This window comes from Pandoraea morbifera (assembly GCF_902459575.1).
In the GTDB taxonomy this organism is placed as follows: Bacteria; Pseudomonadota; Gammaproteobacteria; order Burkholderiales; family Burkholderiaceae; genus Pandoraea; species Pandoraea morbifera.
In genome coordinates this window covers 1-20,266 of sequence record NZ_CABPSD010000009.1, presented here as the reverse complement: position 1 = coordinate 20,266, position 20,266 = coordinate 1, and the positions used below count along the sequence as shown (strand labels likewise).

19 protein-coding genes are annotated in these 20,266 nt (G+C 65.0%); 10 read left to right on the top strand and 9 right to left on the bottom strand.

From position 1 onward, the window contains the following. Window positions 1-12: 12 nt before the first annotated feature. Together tldD and aroG are read left to right on the top strand one after the other, a co-directional pair. Complete coding sequence (gene tldD, locus PMO31116_RS15385; protein ID WP_150567496.1) at window positions 13-1,473, top strand: metalloprotease TldD; 1,461 nt, start codon at window positions 13-15, stop codon at window positions 1,471-1,473. Window positions 1,474-1,934: 461 nt separating this feature from the next. Continuing rightward, on the top strand, window positions 1,935-3,008 hold the full coding sequence (aroG, locus tag PMO31116_RS15380; protein WP_150567495.1) for a 3-deoxy-7-phosphoheptulonate synthase AroG: 1,074 nt from the start codon (window positions 1,935-1,937) through the stop codon (window positions 3,006-3,008). A gap of 19 nt (window positions 3,009-3,027) precedes the next feature. On the opposite strand, the gene PMO31116_RS15375 is transcribed toward aroG, so the two are convergent. Then, window positions 3,028-3,600: a cob(I)yrinic acid a,c-diamide adenosyltransferase gene (locus PMO31116_RS15375; RefSeq protein WP_150567494.1), complete on the bottom strand. Its 573-nt coding sequence runs from the start codon at window positions 3,598-3,600 to the stop codon at window positions 3,028-3,030. A gap of 332 nt (window positions 3,601-3,932) precedes the next feature. On the opposite strand from PMO31116_RS15375, the gene PMO31116_RS15370 reads away from it, so the two are divergent. From PMO31116_RS15370 to glcE, 4 genes are all read left to right on the top strand, one after another. Next, the gene (locus tag PMO31116_RS15370) at window positions 3,933-5,354 is read left to right on the top strand and encodes an FAD-binding oxidoreductase (protein ID WP_150567493.1); all 1,422 of its coding nucleotides are present in this window, start codon (window positions 3,933-3,935) and stop codon (window positions 5,352-5,354) included. Between the two features lie 177 nt (window positions 5,355-5,531). Further along, on the top strand, window positions 5,532-7,076 hold the full coding sequence (locus tag PMO31116_RS15365; protein WP_246185319.1) for an FAD-linked oxidase C-terminal domain-containing protein: 1,545 nt from the start codon (window positions 5,532-5,534) through the stop codon (window positions 7,074-7,076). 1 nt (window position 7,077) lies between these two features. After that, window positions 7,078-7,947: an ion transporter gene (locus tag PMO31116_RS15360; protein ID WP_150567492.1), complete on the top strand. Its 870-nt coding sequence runs from the start codon at window positions 7,078-7,080 to the stop codon at window positions 7,945-7,947. Then, a complete protein-coding gene (glcE, locus tag PMO31116_RS15355) occupies window positions 7,947-9,038 on the top strand; it encodes a glycolate oxidase subunit GlcE (protein ID WP_150567491.1) in 1,092 nt (363 codons plus the stop codon). The genes PMO31116_RS15360 and glcE overlap by 1 nt, the downstream gene beginning before the upstream one ends. 96 nt (window positions 9,039-9,134) lie before the next feature. Here the strand turns inward: glcE and PMO31116_RS15350 are convergent, their stop codons facing one another. After that, complete coding sequence (locus tag PMO31116_RS15350) at window positions 9,135-10,688, bottom strand: aminotransferase-like domain-containing protein (protein ID WP_246185318.1); 1,554 nt, start codon at window positions 10,686-10,688, stop codon at window positions 9,135-9,137. Between the two features lie 177 nt (window positions 10,689-10,865). On the opposite strand from PMO31116_RS15350, the gene PMO31116_RS15345 reads away from it, so the two are divergent. Continuing rightward, window positions 10,866-11,414 (top strand): hypothetical protein, encoded by a 549-nt coding sequence (locus tag PMO31116_RS15345; RefSeq protein WP_150567490.1) that lies wholly within the window; start codon window positions 10,866-10,868, stop codon window positions 11,412-11,414. A 50-nt stretch (window positions 11,415-11,464) separates the two neighbouring features. On the opposite strand, the gene PMO31116_RS15340 is transcribed toward PMO31116_RS15345, so the two are convergent. After that, window positions 11,465-11,962: a glutathione peroxidase gene (locus tag PMO31116_RS15340; protein ID WP_150567489.1), complete on the bottom strand. Its 498-nt coding sequence runs from the start codon at window positions 11,960-11,962 to the stop codon at window positions 11,465-11,467. A gap of 225 nt (window positions 11,963-12,187) precedes the next feature. Between PMO31116_RS15340 and PMO31116_RS15335 the strand changes: the two genes are divergently transcribed. Both PMO31116_RS15335 and proC read left to right on the top strand, forming a co-directional pair. Beyond that, window positions 12,188-12,901, top strand: coding sequence for a YggS family pyridoxal phosphate-dependent enzyme (locus PMO31116_RS15335; RefSeq protein ID WP_150567488.1), 714 nt, complete (start codon window positions 12,188-12,190; stop codon window positions 12,899-12,901). 117 nt (window positions 12,902-13,018) lie between these two features. Further along, window positions 13,019-13,831 carry a pyrroline-5-carboxylate reductase gene (gene proC, locus PMO31116_RS15330; RefSeq protein ID WP_150567487.1) on the top strand — a complete coding sequence of 271 codons (813 nt, stop codon included), beginning with the start codon at window positions 13,019-13,021 and terminating at the stop codon, window positions 13,829-13,831. Window positions 13,832-13,978: 147 nt separating this feature from the next. On the opposite strand, the gene ubiA is transcribed toward proC, so the two are convergent. The 6 genes from ubiA to PMO31116_RS15300 form a co-directional block, all read right to left on the bottom strand. Next, on the bottom strand, window positions 13,979-14,851 hold the full coding sequence (gene ubiA / locus PMO31116_RS15325) for a 4-hydroxybenzoate octaprenyltransferase (RefSeq protein WP_150567486.1): 873 nt from the start codon (window positions 14,849-14,851) through the stop codon (window positions 13,979-13,981). A 91-nt stretch (window positions 14,852-14,942) separates the two neighbouring features. Then, window positions 14,943-16,286, bottom strand: coding sequence for a 4Fe-4S binding protein (locus PMO31116_RS15320; RefSeq protein WP_150567661.1), 1,344 nt, complete (start codon window positions 16,284-16,286; stop codon window positions 14,943-14,945). A gap of 210 nt (window positions 16,287-16,496) precedes the next feature. Next, window positions 16,497-17,333, bottom strand: a complete 837-nt coding sequence (locus tag PMO31116_RS15315; RefSeq protein ID WP_150567485.1) for an FTR1 family iron permease — start codon at window positions 17,331-17,333, stop codon at window positions 16,497-16,499. Between the two features lie 56 nt (window positions 17,334-17,389). Then, window positions 17,390-17,746: a cupredoxin domain-containing protein gene (locus PMO31116_RS15310; protein ID WP_150567484.1), complete on the bottom strand. Its 357-nt coding sequence runs from the start codon at window positions 17,744-17,746 to the stop codon at window positions 17,390-17,392. A gap of 63 nt (window positions 17,747-17,809) precedes the next feature. After that, window positions 17,810-18,433: an iron transporter gene (locus tag PMO31116_RS15305; protein WP_150567483.1), complete on the bottom strand. Its 624-nt coding sequence runs from the start codon at window positions 18,431-18,433 to the stop codon at window positions 17,810-17,812. A gap of 217 nt (window positions 18,434-18,650) precedes the next feature. Further along, window positions 18,651-19,112: an Lrp/AsnC family transcriptional regulator gene (locus tag PMO31116_RS15300; RefSeq protein ID WP_150567482.1), complete on the bottom strand. Its 462-nt coding sequence runs from the start codon at window positions 19,110-19,112 to the stop codon at window positions 18,651-18,653. 440 nt (window positions 19,113-19,552) lie between these two features. Here PMO31116_RS15300 and PMO31116_RS15295 point away from each other — a divergent pair. Next, a partial coding sequence (locus PMO31116_RS15295) for an amino acid ABC transporter permease (protein ID WP_150567481.1) occupies window positions 19,553-20,266 on the top strand: 714 nt, incomplete at its 3' end.

Genomic DNA, 20,266 nt, shown 5'->3' with positions numbered 1-20,266 from the left:
GCCTGACACCGCATGAAAATCATCGACACCGGCATCCAGAACCTGGCCACCGCCCGCGAGCTGCTGCTCACGCCGTATGGTCTCGACGAGAGCCACCTGCAACGCGCCCTCGGCGACATCTTCACGCACCGCGTGGATTACGCCGACCTGTATTTCCAGTACACGCGCAGCGAGGCGTGGAGCCTCGAGGAAGGCATCGTCAAATCGGGGTCGTTCTCGATCGATCAGGGCGTGGGGGTGCGTGCCATCGTGGGCGACCGCACCGCGTTCGCCTACTCCGACGACATCTCCGAGATCGCGCTCAAGGACGCGGCCGCCGCCACTCGCAGCATCGCGTCGGCCGGACGCGGTCGCGTCAAGGTCGGCAACAAGCTCTCTAACATGTCGGGGCACGGGCTGTATCTGCCGTCAGACCCACTTGCCTCGCTCGACGCCAACGGCAAGGTCGCCTTGCTCGAGCGCATCGAGAAGCTTGCCCGCGCCCGCGATCCGCGCGTGTCGCAGGTCATGGCCGGGCTCGCAGGCGAGTACGACGTGGTGCTCGTGGCGCGCAGCGACGGCGTGATCGCCGCCGATGTGCGCCCGCTCGTGCGCGTGTCCGTCACCGTGATCGTCGAATCGAACGGCCGCCGCGAAATCGGCAACAGCGGCGGCGGCGCCCGCCTGGACTATGGCTACTTCACCGACGACCTCATCGAGAAGTACGTCAAGGAAGCCGTCGACGGCGCGATCGTCAAGCTCGATGCCCGTCCCGCGCCCGCCGGCGCCATGACCGTCGTGCTCGGCCCGGGCTGGCCCGGCGTGCTGCTGCACGAAGCCATCGGCCACGGGCTCGAGGGCGACTTCAACCGCAAGGGATCGTCGGCCTTTTCGGGCCGCCTCGGCGAGCGTGTCGCCGCCAAGGGCGTCACGGTAGTCGACGACGGCACGCTGTCGAACCGCCGCGGTTCGCTCAACGTCGACGACGAAGGCAATCCGACGCAGTGCACCACCCTGATCGAAGACGGGATTCTGCGCGGCTACATGCAGGACAGCCTGAATGCACGCTTGATGAAGATGCCCGTCACGGGCAACGGACGCCGTGAGTCGTATGCGGCGTTGCCGATGCCGCGCATGACCAACACGTACATGCTCGGCGGCGACAAGGACCCGGAGGAAATCATCAAGTCGGTCAAGCGCGGGCTTTACGCCGTGAACTTCGGCGGCGGCCAGGTGGATATCACCAACGGGAAGTTCGTCTTCTCGATGTCCGAGGCCTACATGATCGAGGACGGCAAGATCACCTATCCGGTCAAGGGCGCCACGCTGATCGGCAACGGCCCGGAATCGCTCAAGGACGTGACCATGATCGGCAACGACATGTCGCTCGACTCGGGGGTGGGCGTGTGCGGCAAGGAAGGCCAGAGCGTGCCGGTGGGCGTGGGCCAGCCGACGTTGCGCATCGAGAACATGACGGTCGGCGGCACGGCATAAGCGCGCCTCGGCCCGTGTGACGCGCCGCAAAAAATGCGTGAAGCTCAGCAAAGCGCCCGGTTCAAACCGGGCGTTTTCGCATAAAAACCGAAAAACACCGAAATTTCACCGCAATTTTTACACTAAAAATGCGGATTTTTCGCGCGTTTTCCCGCCGAATGGCGATCTCACACGGTTGCGGCGTCATCCGATTCAGCGTATAAAGTGGGTTCTGTGCATGGCAACCGCCTGCAAAGCCTGTCCAAGACATCCGTCATGAACGCCAGCAAGTTTTACTTTTACTTTTTTGCGTATCTCACACCGCTGGCGGATGGAGAGGGACAGTTGCAGCAGTAAGCACCGAACGAATCCTGAAAAACCGCCAGCGAGTCTGGCGGTTTTTTTTTACCCCGGTTTTTACGCCGGTTTTCACCCATACCCCAAGCAACGAACCGCAGTCCGAACTGCCCAGGAGAAAATCCATGCCTCCCCACAATACCGATGACGTCCGTATTCGCGAGCTGAAGGAACTGACGCCCCCGGCGCACCTGATTCGCGAATATCCCTGCTCGGAAAAGAGCGCGGACCTCATCCATCGCTCGCGCGGCGCGATCCACCGCGTGCTGCACGGCATGGAAGACCGACTCGTCGTCATCATCGGTCCCTGCTCGATCCACGACACGAAAGCCGCGCTGGAGTACGCCTCGCGTCTGGTCGAGCAGCGTGAGCGCTTCAAGGGCGAGCTGGAGATCGTGATGCGCGTGTACTTCGAAAAGCCGCGCACGACGGTGGGCTGGAAGGGTCTGATCAACGACCCGCACATGGACAACAGCTTCAAGATCAACGACGGCCTGCGCCTCGCGCGCGAACTGCTGGCCCAGATCAACGAAATGGGGCTGCCTGCCGGCACCGAATACCTCGACATGATCAGCCCGCAGTACATCGCCGATCTCGTGTCGTGGGGCGCCATCGGAGCGCGCACCACGGAGTCGCAGGTGCACCGCGAACTGGCGTCGGGGCTGTCCTGCCCGGTCGGCTTCAAGAACGGCACTGACGGCAATGTGAAGATCGCCGTCGACGCCATCAAGGCCGCGTCGCAACCGCATCACTTCCTGTCGGTGACCAAGGGCGGACACTCGGCCATCGTGTCGACGTCGGGCAATGAAGACTGCCACCTGATTCTGCGTGGCGGCAAGGCACCCAATTTCGACGCCGCGAGCGTGCAGAGCGCCTGCGAAGACATCGCGAAGTCCGGCCTCGCCGCACGGGTGATGATCGACGCCTCGCACGCCAACAGCCAGAAGAAACATGAAAACCAGATCCCGGTGTGCGAAGACATCGCGCGCCAGATCGCGGGCGGCGACGATCGCATCATCGGCGTGATGGTCGAGTCGCATCTGGTGGCCGGTCGTCAGGACCACGTGCCGGGCAAGCCGCTGACCTACGGTCAGAGCATCACCGACGCCTGCATCGACTGGGAAGACAGCCTGCGCGTGCTCGAGACGCTGGCCGAGGCGGTGCGCGAGCGCCGCCTGAAGCGCGGCGCGGGCAACTGAGGGTACCGGGCCGCCGGGCTTACCGGGCCCCGTCGCCGGGCGTCGCCGCCCGGTCGCGTCGCCACAGCACGTCGGCGCCTCCGGCAGCCCGGTTGAGCACCCGGGCGAGGACGAACATCAGATCGGAAAGCCGGTTGATGTATTGACGCGGCGCCGGATTGACCGTCTCCTCGGCGCCGAGGGCCACCATGGCCCGCTCGGCCCGGCGCGACACGGCGCGCACCACGTGCGCCAGCGCCGCCGCGCGCGAGCCGCCCGGGAGAATGAATTCCTTGAGAGGCGGCAATTCCGTGTTGTAGTGCGCCAGCCAGCCGTCGAGCTTCACGACATGTGCGTCGCCGAGCAGCGTTTGGCGCGGCATGCTCAACTCGCCGCCAAGATCGAACAGATCGTGCTGGATATCGAGCAGCATCGCCCGGACGTCGGCCGGCAACGTCTCGCAAAGCAGTACACCAATGTGCGAATTGGTTTCATCGATCTCGCCGATGGCGACGATCCGCTGGCTGAACTTGTCCACACGCGACCCATCGCCAAGGCCGGTTTTCCCCCCGTCGCCCGTACGCGTGACGATCCTGCTCAAACGATTGCCCATCTTCTGACACCTACCCCTTGCGGCAGCCCGTGAACGCAGCGCCGGATCGGCGCCTGCGCGGTGGACCTTCATGAATTGAAATTGACCGTTCTCGGCCCGGAATGCCCGCTTTTCGGGCAATTCCGATGGCGCGGCAATGCAGCCAGTCCGTATGATATGACGCAAAGGGTGGGGAAAAACGCCGTCCCGGCGTAAAATCCCCGCTCATGAGGTGTCAGGGGGCGCCGCCGGCAATCCGATGATTCGAGCCCGTCGCTCCCGAGACCCCACCCGATATGGCGCTTGCCGCCGCCGCCCGGCGTCGGTAACCCGGAGACCCGAAGGAGATAGCCGTGAATCACCCCCATCTGCCGTTCGCCGCCAAGCGTGCGTTCCCTGACGCCCTGCTCGCCGAGTTGCAAGCCTTACTGGGCGAGCGTGTCAGCACCAAGGAGGCGCTGCGCGAGCATCACGGCCGGGACGAGTCGCCGTTCGATCCGATGCTTCCCGACGCGGTCGCCTTTGCGCACAACACCGACGAAGTCGCGCAGATCGTCAAGCTCTGCGCAAAATACGACACCCCCATCATTCCCTACGGCGCGGGCTCGTCGCTCGAAGGCCACCTGCTTGCCGTGGAGGGGGGTCTGTCGCTGGACCTCTCGGAGATGAATCAGGTCGTATCCATCAATGCCGAGGACCTGACCGTCACCGTGCAACCGGGCATCTCCCGCAAGGCGCTCAACGAAGCGCTGCGCGACACCGGTCTGTTCTTCCCCATCGATCCGGGCGCGGACGCCAGCATCGGCGGCATGTGCGCCACCCGGGCATCCGGCACGAACGCCGTGCGTTACGGCACGATGCGCGAGAACGTACTCGCCCTCACGGTGGTGCTCGCCGACGGTCGCGTCATCCACACCGGCACGCGTGCACGCAAATCCTCCGCCGGCTATGACCTCACGCGCCTGTTCGTCGGCAGCGAGGGCACGCTGGGCATCATTACCGAGGCCACGGTGCGCCTGTACCCGCAGCCCGAGGCGGTCTCGGCCGCCATCTGCTCGTTCCCCAGCATGACGGACGCCGTGAACTGCACCATCCAGACGATCCAGCTGGGCGTTCCCGTCGCTCGCGTGGAATTCGTCGACTCGCTGGCGGTTCGCGCCATCAACAAGCACTCGAAGATGGAGTTGCCCGAAACACAAACGCTGTTCTTCGAATTCCACGGCAGCGAAGCGGGCGTGAAGGAACAGGCGGAGACGGTGCAGGAACTGGCCAAGGACAACGGCGGCACCGGTTTCGAGTGGGCGACGCGCACCGAGGACCGCAACCGCTTGTGGAGTGCGCGCCACAGCGCGTACTTCGCCATGCTCCAGCTCAAGCCCGGCTGCCGCGCCGTCACCACGGACGTATGCGTGCCCATCTCCCGCCTGGCCGAATGTGTCGGCGAGACCGAGGAGGATCTGAGCGCATCGAGCCTGCCCTGCCCGATCGTCGGTCACGTGGGTGACGGCAATTTTCACGTGGCGATCCTGATCGACCCCGACAAGCCCGAGGAAATCGAAGAAGCCGAGCGACTCAACCAGCGCATCGTCGAACGTGCTATCCGCATGGGCGGCACTTGCACCGGCGAACACGGCGTGGGCTTGCACAAGATGGGATTTCTCGTGACCGAGCATGGCGAGGACGCCATCGATGTAATGCGCGCGATCAAGACGTCGCTCGACCCGCACAACCTGTTCAATCCAGGCAAGATTTTCCGACTGCGCGCGGCGGGCTGATCGCCGATGGGGCACGATTCCGCGCGCGCGATCCCCATCGCGCCCGCAGCCGCCCCAACCAGCGACCGAGCCAGCGACCCAACCAACCACCCAACTGGCGTCCCGACCAGCATCGAAAATAGCGCCGCGAACAGCGCCCCGACCATCGCACTCATTACCGCGTCCTCTACCGCGCCCATGAACGCACCCAACACACCGGACAGACCTGGCGACGCATCCGGGCCGCAGCAGGCGGAGGCCGCGCTCGACGATGCCGATGCGTTGGCCACGCGTCAACGTCTGCTGCTCGACGCGCTCACTCAGATCCTGCCGGCGAACTGCATCCTGCACCGCCGAGAGGACACGACGCCTTATGAGTGCGATGGACTGGCGGCGTATCGCCGCGTGCCGCTCGCGGTCGTGTTGCCAGAATCGGAATCGCAGGTCCAGCGTATTTTGCAGGCTTGTCACCAGTTGGGCATTCCGGTCGTGCCGCGCGGCGCCGGCACCAGTCTGTCCGGCGGCGCCATGCCGATCGCCGACGGGCTCGTGCTCTCGCTTGCAAAGTTCAAGAAAATCGTCGAGATCGACCCGTACGCCCGCACCGCGACCGTGCAACCCGGCGTGCGCAATCTCGCGATCTCCGAAGCCGCCGCCCCCTACGGCCTGTATTACGCGCCCGATCCGTCGTCTCAGATCGCGTGCACCATCGGTGGCAACATCGCCGAAAACTCGGGCGGCGTGCACTGCCTGAAATACGGGCTGACCGTGCACAACGTGCTGCGCGTGCGTGCCATCACGATGTCGGGCGAATCGATCGAATTCGGCTCGCTCGGCCCCGACGCCCCGGGCCTCGATCTGCTCTCCGTCTTCATCGGCAGCGAAGGCATGTTCGGCGTGGTGACCGAAATCACGGTCAAGCTGGTGCCCAAGGCGCAGACGGCGCAGGTCATCATGGCGAGCTTCGACAACGTGGAGACCGGCGGCAACGCCGTGGCGGCCATCATCGCCGCGGGCATCATCCCGGCGGGTCTGGAGATGATGGACAAGCCGGCAACGCGCGCCGTCGAGGAGTTCGTGCACGCCGGATACGACCTGGACGCCGCCGCCATCCTGCTGTGCGAATCGGATGGCACGCCGGAAGAGGTCGCCGAAGAAATCATGCGCATCTCCCACGTGCTGCGAACGTCGGGAGCGACACGACTGCAAATCTCGCGAAGCGAAGAAGAGCGTCTGCGTTTCTGGTCCGGGCGCAAGAACGCGTTCCCCGCGGCGGGGCGCATCTCGCCCGACTACTACTGCATGGACGGCACGATTCCTCGCCGTGCGATTGGGACATTACTCAAACGCATCGAAGGCATGGAACAACAATACGGATTGCGCTGTATTAACGTCTTTCACGCGGGAGACGGCAATATGCATCCGCTTATTCTTTTCAACGGCAACGACCTCGACGAGTGGCATCGCGCCGAGGCATTCGGCTGCGACATTCTGGAAGCGTGCGTGGAACTCGGCGGCACGATTACCGGCGAGCACGGCGTGGGCATCGAGAAGATCAATTCGATGTGCGTGCAATTCTCGGCCCAGGAGCGCGACGCGTTCTTCGGGGTGAAGCGCGCATTCGATCCGGTGGGACTGCTCAATCCGGACAAGGGTATTCCGACACGGGCGCGCTGTGCGGAATATGGCAAGCAACTCGTTCGCGGCGGACTGTTGCCGCACCCCGACCTGCCGAGGTTCTGACATGCGCCCGCTGTCGGAGTGGCTGCCGCATGATTGGCGGCAGCGTCTCTACATCATCATCTTCGAGGCCGATACGCGCGAAGGGCGACTGTTCGACATCGCATTGCTCATCGCCATCATCCTGTCGGTGCTCACGGTGGTCGTCTCTAGCGTGCCCGCCGTGCAGGCCACGGCATCGCTGCCGATGGCGATCCTCGAGTGGTTCTTCACCCTGCTCTTCACGGCCGAATACATTGCACGCCTGCTCAGTGCGCATCGGCCGTTGCGCTACGCGCTGTCGTTCTACGGCATCATCGATCTGCTGGCCATCCTGCCGACCTACCTTGCGATTCTCGTGCCGGAGTTGCACGGGCTGATCGACGTCCGGTTGCTGCGCCTGATGCGCGCCTTCCGGATCCTGAAGCTCACGGCATATGTCAACGAAGCGGGCGTGCTGAGCATCGCCCTCTACAACGCACGCCGCAAGATTCTCGTGTTTCTCGGCTTCATCTCGATCATCGTGGTGATCTTCGGCACGCTCATGCATATCATCGAGGGGCCCGAGCACGGCTTCACGAGCATCCCGGTGGGCATCTACTGGGCGATCGTGACGCTCACGACCACGGGCTACGGTGACGTCGTGCCGGTAACCGGTCTGGGCAAGGCGATCACCGGCTTCGTGATGCTGCTCGGCTACAGTGTGATCGCGATTCCCACCGGCATCATGGGTGCCGAGATTCACTCGGCCATGCGCAATCGGACGGTCACGACGCGCACCTGCCCGCAATGTCTTTCCGAAGGTCACGACCCCGACGCACGCTACTGCAAGCATTGCGGCGGCACGCTGGGGGCCTATCAATCCGACATGCCACCGCCGCCAGAACCGAGCTGATGACCGAAACGACCGACACGACCGACACTCTCGAGCATTTCCGCACCGTCATCGAACAGGCCACGGCCCGACGCTCGCCGCTCCAGCTACGCGGTGGCGGCACCAAGGCCTGGTACGGCCAGCAGCGTGTGGGCGACGTGCTCGACACGCGCGCCTACAGCGGCATCGTCGCCTACGATCCCGCCGAACTCGTCATCACCGTGCGCTGCGGCACGCCGCTCGCCGATGTCGAAGCGGCGCTCGCCGAGCACAACCAGTTGCTGCCGTTCGAGCCGCCGTACTTCGGCCCCGGCGCCACCATCGGCGGCGCAGTGGCGGCCGGTCTCGCCGGGCCGCGGCGCAGCGCGGTCGGCTCGGTGCGCGATTTCGTGCTTGGAGCGAAGTTGATGGACGGTCGCGGACACGTGCTGAACTTCGGCGGACAGGTGATGAAGAACGTCGCGGGTTACGACGTATCGCGCATGCTCGCGGGTTCGCTCGGCACGCTGGGTCTGATCCTCGAAGTGTCGCTCAAGGTCCTGCCGCAGCCGTTCGCCGAACTCACGCTCCAATTCGAAATGAACGCCGTCGATGCGGTGCGCAAGCTCAATGAATGGGGTGGGCAGCCGTTGCCGATAACCGGCAGTGCCTGGCGCAGCGATTTGCTCGTGATTCGTCTGGCGGGAGCGTCGGCGGCCATCAAGGCCGCCCGCGTAAAGATGGGGGGCGAGCTGGTCGATGCGATTCACGCCGCCAAGTTCTGGCACGCGATTCGAGAGCAAACCGACAATTTCTTCGCCGATGCCGGGCCGGGCCAGGCGCTATGGCGCCTGGCGGTGCCGTCGACCGCGGAGCCGCACCGCCTGCCGGGCAAGCAACTGATCGAGTGGGGAGGCGCACAGCGCTGGTGGATCACCGATGCCGATGCGCAGATCGTGCGCTCGGCGGCGCGCCAGGACGGCGGTCACGCCACGCTCTTTCGCTACGGCGAACCGGGCGTGGGCGTGTTCACACCGCTGCCGGCACCGGTCATGCGCATTCACCGCAACCTGAAGTCGGTGTTCGATCCGGCCGGCATTTTCAACCCCGGACGCATGTATCCGGAGTTTTGACCGCCACGGGCTCACACGTCGCGCTCGCTCAGGCCGGCGCGCCGAAAGTCCGGTGCCTGACTGCCCAACACGCCCTGGCGCGCCGCGCCGGTTCCGTCAGGACGCTCCGTTCTCGTCGAGCAGCCGGATCACTTCCGCGGCCAGCGTGCGCACCGCCTTGTCGACCTCGCGCGTGAATGGCTGTCCACCATTGATCCGCAGGAAATGGTCATAGCGCGCCGAATTCGAAAAGAGACTGCCCGGCGCAACGCGAATCCCCTTCGCCAGCGCCGCGTCGAACAATCGTTCGGAACTCACGCCGCCGGGCATTTCCACCCACAGGCTCAACCCGCCCGCGGGCAGCGTCAGGCGCGTGCCCGCAGGGAAATAGGTCGCGATCGCCTCGGCCATCGCCGCGCGATGCTCACGCAACTGCGCGCGCAGATGCCGAAGGTGTCGGTCGTATCGAGGCGAATCGATGAACTCGCCCATCGCAATCTGCGCCAGCGCTTCGTTCGGACGCGTCTGCGCATACTTCAGCATTTCCACACGCCATTGCCACTTGCCGCCGGCGATCCAGCCCAGACGCATGCCGGGGGCGAGCGTCTTGTGCAGCGAAGCGCAGTGAATCACGTTTCCCGTCGTATCCCATGAGCGAATGGCGGCAGGAATGACGCCGTCGTCGCTCAGCGAGGCGTAGGTGTCGTCTTCGATGATCGCAATACCGCGCGACTCGGCCCACTTCACCAACTGCGCCTTGTGCGAATCCGGCATCACCGAGCCGAGCGGATTCTGAAAATGCGGCACGACGATAACGGCCTTGATGTTGTCGTACGTCTGGCTCGCCAGCTCCAGCGCATCGAGCGAAATGCCCGTTTGCGGACTCGTTGGAATCTCGAGCGCGCGTATGCCCATGCTCTCCAGCGTCTGCAACAGCGCGTAGTACGTCGGCGATTCAACCGCCACGAGATCCCCGGCGCTCGCCACCGCACGCAGCGCGAGGTTGATCGCCTCGATGCAGCCGTGCGTGACGACGATCTCTTCCGGGTTGATATGCATGCGCGCTTCGAGCGCCCGTCGGGCGAGCGCCGCGCGAAAACGCGACTCGCCCCCGCCGGGCGGCGGGTTGCCGAAGAGCAGCGGATGATCGCGCAACGCGCGCATCGTCGCCTGACGCAGCGCATTGACCGGATAGAGCGACGGCGAACCGTGCGCTACCGCGAGATTGACCTTGATGTCGGCCTGAAGCCCGCGCGCGAGAATCGACGAGACCCGCTGGTTGATCCCCACGTACTGGCGCAGATCCGGCACCCATGGGCGCGGCTCGGGTACCGGCACGAGGCTGGCCCGGGCGGGCGTACGCACGAAGTAGCCCGAGCGGGGGCGCGCCTCCAGCATGCCCTGCGCCTCGAGGTGACGGCAGGTTTGCAGCGCCGTCGACAGGCTGACCTGATGGCGCTCCATCAGCGTTCGCACGCTGGGCATGCGGTCGCCCGGCGCGAGCGTACCGGCCTCGATGGCGAGTCGGTAGTGGTCGGCGAGCTGACGATAGAGCGGTATGCGCTCCTCCGGCCCGGAAGCCGTCACCGGTGCGGGGTCAAGCGTACGGGGCGCCGGCGAGCGCAGCGGCGTGTCGTCCGGATTAGCAAGGTTGGGAGTGGCGGCATCCATGCGCAGATCATCGGGCATTGCACGGGACCATAACAGATACAGATTCGTCGAATTGGCATCGTAACAGAACCTCTGGCGACGTCCTGTTACGCGCGCGGCCGACGCACTGTGTGCCTACCGGGGCAGGCCCGCGGCCGATACGCTGTTCCTACCTGTTCAACGCCCCTGGAGTCCGCCATGACCACGCCCCGCTCGAGCTTTTCCCGCGCTTCCGGCGCTTCGCGTTCGTCGCTCACCGCTTCGTCGGTCGGCACCCCGTCGTCGCTCGCGTCGATGTGCCTGTCGGCTCCGCTGTCGTCGCTATCGCCGCTCTCGCCCCTGTCCCCGCCTTCGCCGACGGCCCCGCGCTCAACGGCCTCAACGGCCTCTCGCGACGTTGCGCCACCACAAGCCGCCGACGATGCGGCCCCCTGCCGCCCGCACGACGCGACCGGCACGCATCCATCGGTCATCGTGCTGTCAGCGGGTCAGTCGTTCTACGGCCATCTGCCGCGCGGCACGGTGCTGCATGTGGAGCGCGGCCGGGTCACGTTGACCTTGGCGCCACGCTGGATGGCGGCGAGCGTCTGGCAAACGACCGTGTCGCTTGCGGCGGGCGAGGTTTGCGTAATTCCGGCGACCGGCTGGCAGGCGTTGACGAGCGACACAGGCGCCCAGCTTGCCGTGAGGGAGGGGACGGCCCGCGCGAGCCTGTGGCAACGCCTTCGCACACGCCTGGGCCGCTGATCCCCCGGCGCGCGCCACCCGGAGGCACGCCACGAATGGGATTCGGACGTTCAGGCGGCCAGCAGCCGCTCGATATCGGCGCGCAGGGCCTCGGGTTTCGCGCTCGGCGCATAGCGCGCCACCACGTTCCCCTGCGAGTCGACGAGAAACTTCGTGAAATTCCACTTGATGGCCTTCGTGCCAAGCACGCCGGGCTTCTCCTGGGTGAGAAAGCGGTACAGAGGGGCGGCATCCGGCCCCTTCACGTCGATCTTGGCGAACATCGGAAACGTGATGTGAAAACGCAGATCGCAGAAGCTGCGAATCGCCTGCGCGTCACCGGGCTCCTGTTTGCCGAACTGATTGCACGGAAACGCGAGCACTTCGAACCCGCGCGGCGCGAGCGCTTCGTACAGCGCCTGCAATCCCGCGTATTGCGGCGTGAATCCGCATTCGCTGGCCGTGTTGACGATGAGCAGCACCTTGCCGCGATATTGCGCGAGACTCACCGTCTCGCCGGACAGCGTCTGAACCGAAAAGTCGTACACCTGTTGCGAAGTCTCGCTCATCTCTGCTCCCTGTCGATGCTTGCGGATACCGGTGAATGCCGGTGGATGCCGGCACCGCGAAGTCTGCCACAAGCCGTGCCATTCGGCGCTCCGCCTCGCACCGGGGAGCGCGGGTAGCACCTCGATTTTGACCGGGTAGCACCGCTGGTGCGGGCACGGCTATAATCGATGACCAGTCGCGTCCAGCGCTTACGTCATCGCCTCACCCACGCCCGAACCCGCCTCATGTCGACCATTGCCGCACATCTCGACGACGTGCTTTCCCGAATCGCCCGAGCCACCGCCGATGCCGGCCGACCGGCGAACAGCGTGCGCTTGCTGGCGGTGTCCAAGACGTTCGGCGCCGACGCCGTGCGCGAGGCCGCTGCCGCCGGGCAACGGGCGTTCGGCGAAAACTATGTGCAGGAATCGCTCGACAAGATCGCCGCGCTGGCTGGCGAGACGGTCGGCGGCGAACGGCTGGAGTGGCATTTCATCGGTCCTCTGCAAAGCAACAAGACGCGGCCGGTGGCCGAGCATTTCGACTGGGTGCACTCCGTGGATCGGCTGAAGATCGCCGAACGCCTGAGCGCGCAGCGCCCGGCCGGCATGGCGCCGTTGCAGGTCTGCCTCCAGGTCAACATCAGCGGCGAGGCGAGCAAGAGCGGCGTCGCACCGGCCGACGTGCCCGCCGTGGCACGTGCCATCGCCGCCTTGCCGAATCTGCGGTTGCGCGGCCTGATGGCGATTCCCGAGCCGGAGGACGATCCCGCCCGACAGCGCGCCCCGTTCAGGGCGGTCCGCGAACTGTTCGACGCGCTCTGCGCCGGGGGCCTGACCCTCGACACGCTCTCGATGGGCATGTCGGGCGACCTCGAGGCGGCCATTGCCGAAGGTGCGACAATGGTGCGCATCGGCACAGCGATTTTCGGTGCCCGCCATTACGGCGCCAAGGCCTGATCGCGGCACCCGGCGGCGGGCCCATCGCGAGGCCCGCCGCCCCTGAAGTTTCAGCGGCAAAGGCCACGCCCTGGGCCGCGGCAAGATCCACGCATACACGCAACGCAAAGGATGGTTATGAGAATTGCATTCATCGGCGGCGGCAATATGGCCAACGCCCTGATCGGCGGACTCGTCAAGCGCGGCACGGCCCCTCGCGACATTCTCGCGATCGACGTCAACGAATCGACCCGCGACGGCCTGGTCAAGCAATACGGCATCGAAACGGCCAGCGCTTCGAGCGACCGCCTGCGCGATTACGACACGCTTGTGCTGGCCGTCAAACCGCAGGTGCTCAAGGATGTGGCGCAGGCCCTCCAGCCGCACCTGAACGGCCAGCTCGTCATCAGCATCGCCGCCGGCATTCGTGCCTCCGATCTCGCCCGCTGGCTCGGCGGACACAACCAGATCGTGCGCTGCATGCCGAACACGCCGGCGCTCATCGGCATGGGCATCACCGGTCTGGCCGCGCTCTCGGGGGTGGATTCGGACCAGCGCAAGCGCGCGGAGAGCGTGCTGGGCGCAGCCGGACAGATCGTCTGGGTCGACAAGGAAAGCCAGCTCGACGGCGTGACCGCCATCTCGGGCAGCGGCCCGGCCTACGTGTTTTATTTCATCGAAGCGCTGGAGCAAGCGGCACAGGAACTCGGCTTTACGTCCGAGCAGGCACGCCAGCTCGCCATCGCCACGTTCACCGGCGCGTCGCAACTGGCCGCACAATCGAGCGAACCGGCAAGCGTGTTGCGTGAGCGTGTGACGTCCAAGGGCGGCACCACCTTCGCCGCGTTGAGTTCGTTCGAGCGCGACAACATCAAGGCCGCCATCGTGCGCGGGGTGAAAGCGGCCAATACGCGCGCGCGCGAACTGGGCGACGAACTCGGCGACGCCTGATCGATTACCCGCGGGATGGCTGGCAGACGATGGCAGACGCCGGACGTCTGCCGGAGCGGCTGCGGTCGTACCGCACGTCTCGCCCCTGGATTCGCGTTCGCGATTCGGGGGCGAGCGTCATTCGGCGGTGCGCACGCCCTGCGCGAGTCAGCCTTGCGCCGTAAGCAGATAGTGACCGGCGATGCCCGCGAACACGGCGGCACCGAGCCAGTTGTTGTGACGAAACGCGGCGAAGCAAGGCATGCGCTCGCGGCCGCGAATCAGGAAGTAGTGATAGATGGCGAAGCTCACCGCCACGGCCATGCCGAGCCAGAACGGCCAGCCGAAGCCAAGCAACACACCCACGCCCGCCTGAATGCCGAGGGCGACGGCATAGCAGAGCATGATGGCCAGCACATCGAAGCGGCCAAACGTGATCGCCGACGTCTTGATGCCGATCTTCAGGTCGTCGTCGCGGTCGACCATCGCATATTCGGTGTCGTAGGCCACCGACCAGAACACGTTCGAGAGCAGCAGAATCCAGGCCAGCACCGGCACCTGGTCCTGCACTGCGGCAAAGGCCATCGGAATGCCGAAGCCGAATGCCACGCCGAGATACGCCTGCGGAATCGCCAGAAAACGCTTCGTGAACGGATACGTGCCGGCCACGAACAGCGCCGGGATCGAGAGCCACTTGGTCAGGGCATTGAGCGGCAGAATCAGCAGGAAGCTCGCGAGCGCGAGCGTGGCCGCCACCGCCACCGCCTCCCAGGCGCGAATGCGTCCCGAGGTGATCGGCCGCTCCTTCGTGCGCTTGACGAACTTGTCGAAGTCGCGATCCGCGTAATCGTTGATGGCGCAGCCTGCCGAGCGCATCAGAAAAGTGCCGAGCGTGAAGATGACGAGGAGCCACGGGTCGGGATGGCCGTTGGACGCGATCCACAGCGCCGAGAGCGTCGGCCACAGCAGGAGCACCGTGCCGATCGGCTTGTCCAGGCGAACGAGGCGGAAATACAGCGGAAGGCGTTGAGCGAGCAACATGGGCGGCGTCACACAGAAAGACTTGTGGCGACATTGTAGGCCACGCGGTGCGGGCTCGCCAATCGAGGCAAGGCCCGGCGCGCGGGGGCCGTCACCAGATCCAGAACATCAGCAGCCAGAGCCAGTTGATCAGCGCGAGCGCCGCGACGATCCCGGCCATGCCGGCCAGGCGCCGCACGAGCGAGACGGCATGCCGTCCGGTGACGCGCCAGCCCAGCCAGAGGCTCCAGAGCGTGGTCGCGGCGAGAATCGCGGCGCGCACGTCGTTCGCCCAGTAAACCGGCAGGTGTTCCGCGCGCAGCAGGCTAACCGTCGTGGCCGACAGGCCGATGAAGACGCCGGCCCCGGCAATCGGAATGAGCGACTGCACCAGATGATTGAAGCGCGCGGCGCGCCACGGCCCCATCGCACGATTGGCCAGCGCGAAGATGGCCGTGAACGCCAGCCCCAGCACCAGGCCGTTGCCGAGGATGTACGTGACGACCATGCCGCCGTCGAGCCATGTGAAGACGTCGCTCTGTTCCGGGTAGTTGGTGAAGACGAACCACGGCGCGTTGGTCTCGAACGGCCACATGATGTTGCGATCGATGAGCCACGTGGCCAGCGCGGTCTTGGTCGCGACGAACCACGGATTGACCGTCCAGTGGAATGCGCCGATGGCCACGCCTAGCAGGCCGTACATGACCAGCACGCTGTCCCAGACGCTGTTGTTCTCCGTCGCACCGAAGGTCACGATCTCTTCGCTCGGCGAGCGGCTCGTGAGCGCGATGGCGTCGCGATGACCGGCGCAGCGGCCGCACATGTGGCACTGCGCACCGCCCTTCATGTTGCGCAGCGGCACGATCGGCGCGCAATTGATCGGGATGATCTTGTGGCCGTTGGTGTGATAGGACTGGCGCCAGGCGTCTTCGTTGACCTTGAAGTGAAACGGCGCGAGGCGCGCGAGCAGCGAAAACACGCCGTTGACCGGGCAGAGATACTTGCACCACACCCGTTTGTCGCGACCGTAGAAATAACCGATGACCATCGCGCCGATAGTCGAGCCGCCAAGCACCAGCAGCACCGCCTTCGGGTATTGGTAGACGCTCACCATCTGACCGTACAGCGTGGTGCCGGCAAACGCCACGAAGGGCCAGCCGCCCCATCGCATCCAGCGCGGAATCGCGCGTCCGCGACCGTGACGGCTCGCAAATTCGGAGAGCGTGCCTTCGGGGCACAGCACACCGCACCAGACCCGGCCCATGAGCACCATGCTGATGAGCACGAACGGCCACCAGATTCCCCAGAACGTAAACTGCGCGAACACCGTGAGGTTGTTGAGGATATGCGCGGTCTCGTCGGGCAACGGCAGCACGACTGGCACGCAGATGAGGAAGGCATAGACCAGCACGACGCCCCACTGCACGCCACGTATCCATTTGCCGTGGCGTTGCATCCATAGGCCCAGGCGGGCCAGTCGGTTCGGGACAGGGATGGCGATACTCATGCTCAAACTCTTGCGTCGGGGGAACAACCTTGCCGGGCTGACGGACGCGCTGTGCGGTCGTCGGTGTGCGCGTCTGTCCGGACTCTTGTGAACGGTCCGGGCACTCGGACCGTTGCGGTGCGCCGGGCGGCACCACGCCGCCCGATGCACCCTGCCCGCTTATGCGGGCCTGACCTGCTTGGCCGGCGCGCCGGCACGCTTGAGCAACGCCCAGATGAACAGCCAGTAGAGCGCATACACCAACAGATTCATGCCGGACGGATGCGCACGGTAGCCGGTGAGCGTGGCCACGAGGCTGCCGAACGGGCTGGCGTCGTCCAGAATCGCGGAAGTATCCCACAACTGGTCGACCAGCGTCGGCACGAACTCCAGCGAAATCAGGCGGTCCAGACCGGACTCCAGCAGACCGGCCGCGAGGAACAGCAACATGATTTCCGTCACGCGGAAGAACAGGCGCCACGAGAAAACCTTCCCACCCAGTTGCAGCAGCCAGAAGGTGACGAGCGCCAGTCCGAATCCCACGATCACGGCCAGCCACATTGACGCCGATACGCTGCCCTGCTGACCGAACCCGATGCCATAGAGGAAGATCGCCGTCTCGCTGCCTTCGCGGGCAATGGCCAGCGCCACGAGCACGAGCACGCCCCACCAGGTGCCCTGGTCCTGGTTTTTCTGCAGCGATGACTCCATGTCGCGTTTGAGCGTTCGCCCGTGGCGCTTCATCCAGAACACCATCTGCACGATCAGCACGCAGGCGATGAGCACCATGGCGGTCTGGAAGTAATCCTGGGCATCGCCGGAGAGCACCTCGGTGAAGCCCACCAGCGCGGCGCCAAGGCCCACGGCGGCGGCAATACCGAGTACGACGCCAGCCCACAGATACGGCAAGCCGCGCTTGGCGCCGTGATCCGGGTTGGCCAGCCAGGCATGGAGAATGCCGACGACCAGCAGTGCCTCGACGCTTTCGCGCCAGACGATGAACATGACCTGACCCATCTGATTCCTCTTGTGATGCGTGTCCTACCGTGTGACTGAAACGATGCCCGCAGCGCTTACTTGGCGACGATCACGCCTTGCGCCTGCTGGTGGAAATCGTCGAAAAACTTGTATTCGCCCGGTTGCAGCGGCGCAATCACCACGAACGACTGCGCGCCCGGGGCGAGCACCTTTTCCTTGCGCAACTGCAGGCTTTCGAACTCCACCGCGTTCGTGCCGGTGTTATGCACCTCGATCTTGATGCGCTTGCCAGCCGGCACCTCGATGCGCGCCGGGTTGAGCTTGCCGTTGTTCATTTCCAGCTTGAAGGTGGGCAACTCGTCGGCACGCGCGAGCGACGTGCCGCCCAGTGCAAACATGGTGACCCCCACGGCCGCCATCGTGGCCAGCAGGCGCGCGATGCGCTGATTCATCCTTGTGCTCCAAACGAAAACAGCGCTGACCTCAGGCCAACGCTGCATCCAGGTTATGCCGGCTTAGTAGCCACCCTTCTTGCCGATACCCGAGAAAGTGAAATCGACTTCCTTCGTGATCGGCTTGAACCACGGACCCACGCCGGTTTCCTTGTCGACGTGACGACCGAAACACCATGGGCCCATGCCGCCATGCGCGGCGTGAGCGCCCGCCGCGGGGGAGCCGCCCATCTTGCAACCGAATTCCTGCAACGTGCCCGGCGCGTTCACCACCATCGTCAGCTTGTACTTGCCCACGCCGGCCAGCTTCACGTTATCGCCGTAGTGCGGACCATCGCTCGCCACCATCGGCATCATGAGGCCATCGATGGCCGCGCCGTCCGGCGTCTTGCCGTCGGACTTCATCTTCTGCAGCTTGTACGTGATCTCCAGGCCCGGAATCCAGTCGCCCTCGGCGTAGCCGTTCGGGTTGTTCTTGATCGCGTGAATGTCGGCCTCGAGGTGGATGTCCGACTTCGCCGCGTCGCGCATCATGCCGGCAGGCTCCATGGTGATCGGCTGGAGATACACCGTGTTGATTTCCATGCCTCCCGCATTCAGCGGTTTGCCGATCGGAAACTCGGCGGCCGAAGCCATGGTGGCCGCACCGGCGAGCAACATCGCCGCCACGAGGGATTTCACGCGCATACGCACTCCAGTTTGATGAAGAAGTTAATGCAAACAATTCTCAATAAGTTTAGCACCATCGCCACAACCAGACAAACCGGAGCGAGGCGGACAATATGGGGAACCCGGTGACAGGATCGCCAGGCGCGAGCACCGGCGGGGCGGACACGCGATTGGCACGCGATTCTTAGCGACGGATTACGAGAAATTACGGGCGTCGACGCTGCACGGTGAACGCTCAGGGCAGCACACCGCCCCGGTCGATCTTGCGGGCGAGCACGACCGATGTCGTGGTGCGTGTCACGCCATCGATTTCGCCGATGGCGTCGAGCAGCGCGTCGAGTTGATCGGCCGACGCCGCGTGCAGCCAGGCAACGTAGTCGAACTCCCCGCTGACGGTGCACAGCAGGTGGATTTCGGGCATCTTGTTCAGACGCCGCAGGACGTCCCGGCCCGAGCGCGGCTGCACGCTGATGCCCACGCAGGCCTGTAATCCGCCGCCGGCGGCATCCTGCCCGAGGCGCACCGTGTACCCTGCGATAACACCCGCCTGCTCCAGCCTGCCGATACGCGCCACGACGGTCGTTCGGGCCACGCCCAGGCGGCGCGCCAGATTGGCCGTGCTCTCGCGCGCGTTCACCCGCAGAAGCGCAAGCAGATTACGGTCGAGTTCGTCGAGCGCCGTGGCGGAAAGAGTCATCAGGCTGCGCCTTCGCAAAGGGTTGGAGGCCGCCGGTTGGCATCGCGTCGTGTGCCCCGAGTCCGCACACACCCGCCCGGCGGCGGCTAAGCGCGATTATAGAACCGGCAGCCCACCGTGGGGGCGTCGCGATCGAGCGGCAAGACATACGATGACAGGGCTGAGAAAACCGCCGTGATCAACCCGGCGTTGAAGCGACCTCACACGGGCCGCACGCCCCTTTACACCGCCCCGCGCCCCTTTAACCCTTGTTCCATCAAGGCTATAGCGAGGGTATCCCCCAAGGCCGGACTATTGACAACGCCAGAACGCACTGCGCAAAATCACATCACTTATATGACGACGTACAAGAAAGACTCACCACGGCAGGCGCGGCGGGCAAGCGCGACACTGCCGTTTGGCGCGTCGGCCCCGAACGTCACCGGAGACAAGCGTCAGCCATGCATTTCTCGTTGAATTTCGCCCCGCTGGTGCCGTACTGGCCGGTCTTTCTTGAAGGCGCATGGCTGACGTTGAAGATGACGGCGGTGGCCGTCGTCATCGGCACGGCGCTCGGCACGCTGGTCGCCTTCGCGAAGCGAGGTCGTCATCGCTGGCTTGCGCGTTTGTGCGCCATCTATATCGAAGCGGTGCGCAACACGCCGTTTCTCGTCCAGATCTTTCTGCTTTACTTCGGCCTGGCCAGCGTGGGTGTGCACATGCCGACCTTCGCGGCCGCGGTCATTGCCATGGTGATCAACATCGGCGCCTACGCGGCGGAAATCATTCGCGCGGGGCTCGAGTCGGTGCCGCGCGGACAAATCGAAGCGGCCGAGTGTCTCGGTCTGTCGAAGTGGCGAATCGCATGGCACGTGATGCTGCAGCCATCCATCGAGAAGGTTTATCCGGCCCTCACCACGCAGTTCATTCTCATGATGCAGGCCTCCGCGATGGCTTCGCAGATTTCGGCCGAAGAACTCACGGCAGTGGCTAACACGGTGCAGTCCGATACGTTTCGCTCGCTCGAGACCTACATCGTGGTCGCTGCGCTCTACCTCGTGCTTTCGCTGCTCGTGAAACTCCTGGCGTGGGCGGCAGGCGAGTACTTCTTCCGGCGCCGGCGCACGGTGAGACGCGCCGCCGCGCAAACCGCCCAGGCGGCGCGCCGCCGGGCC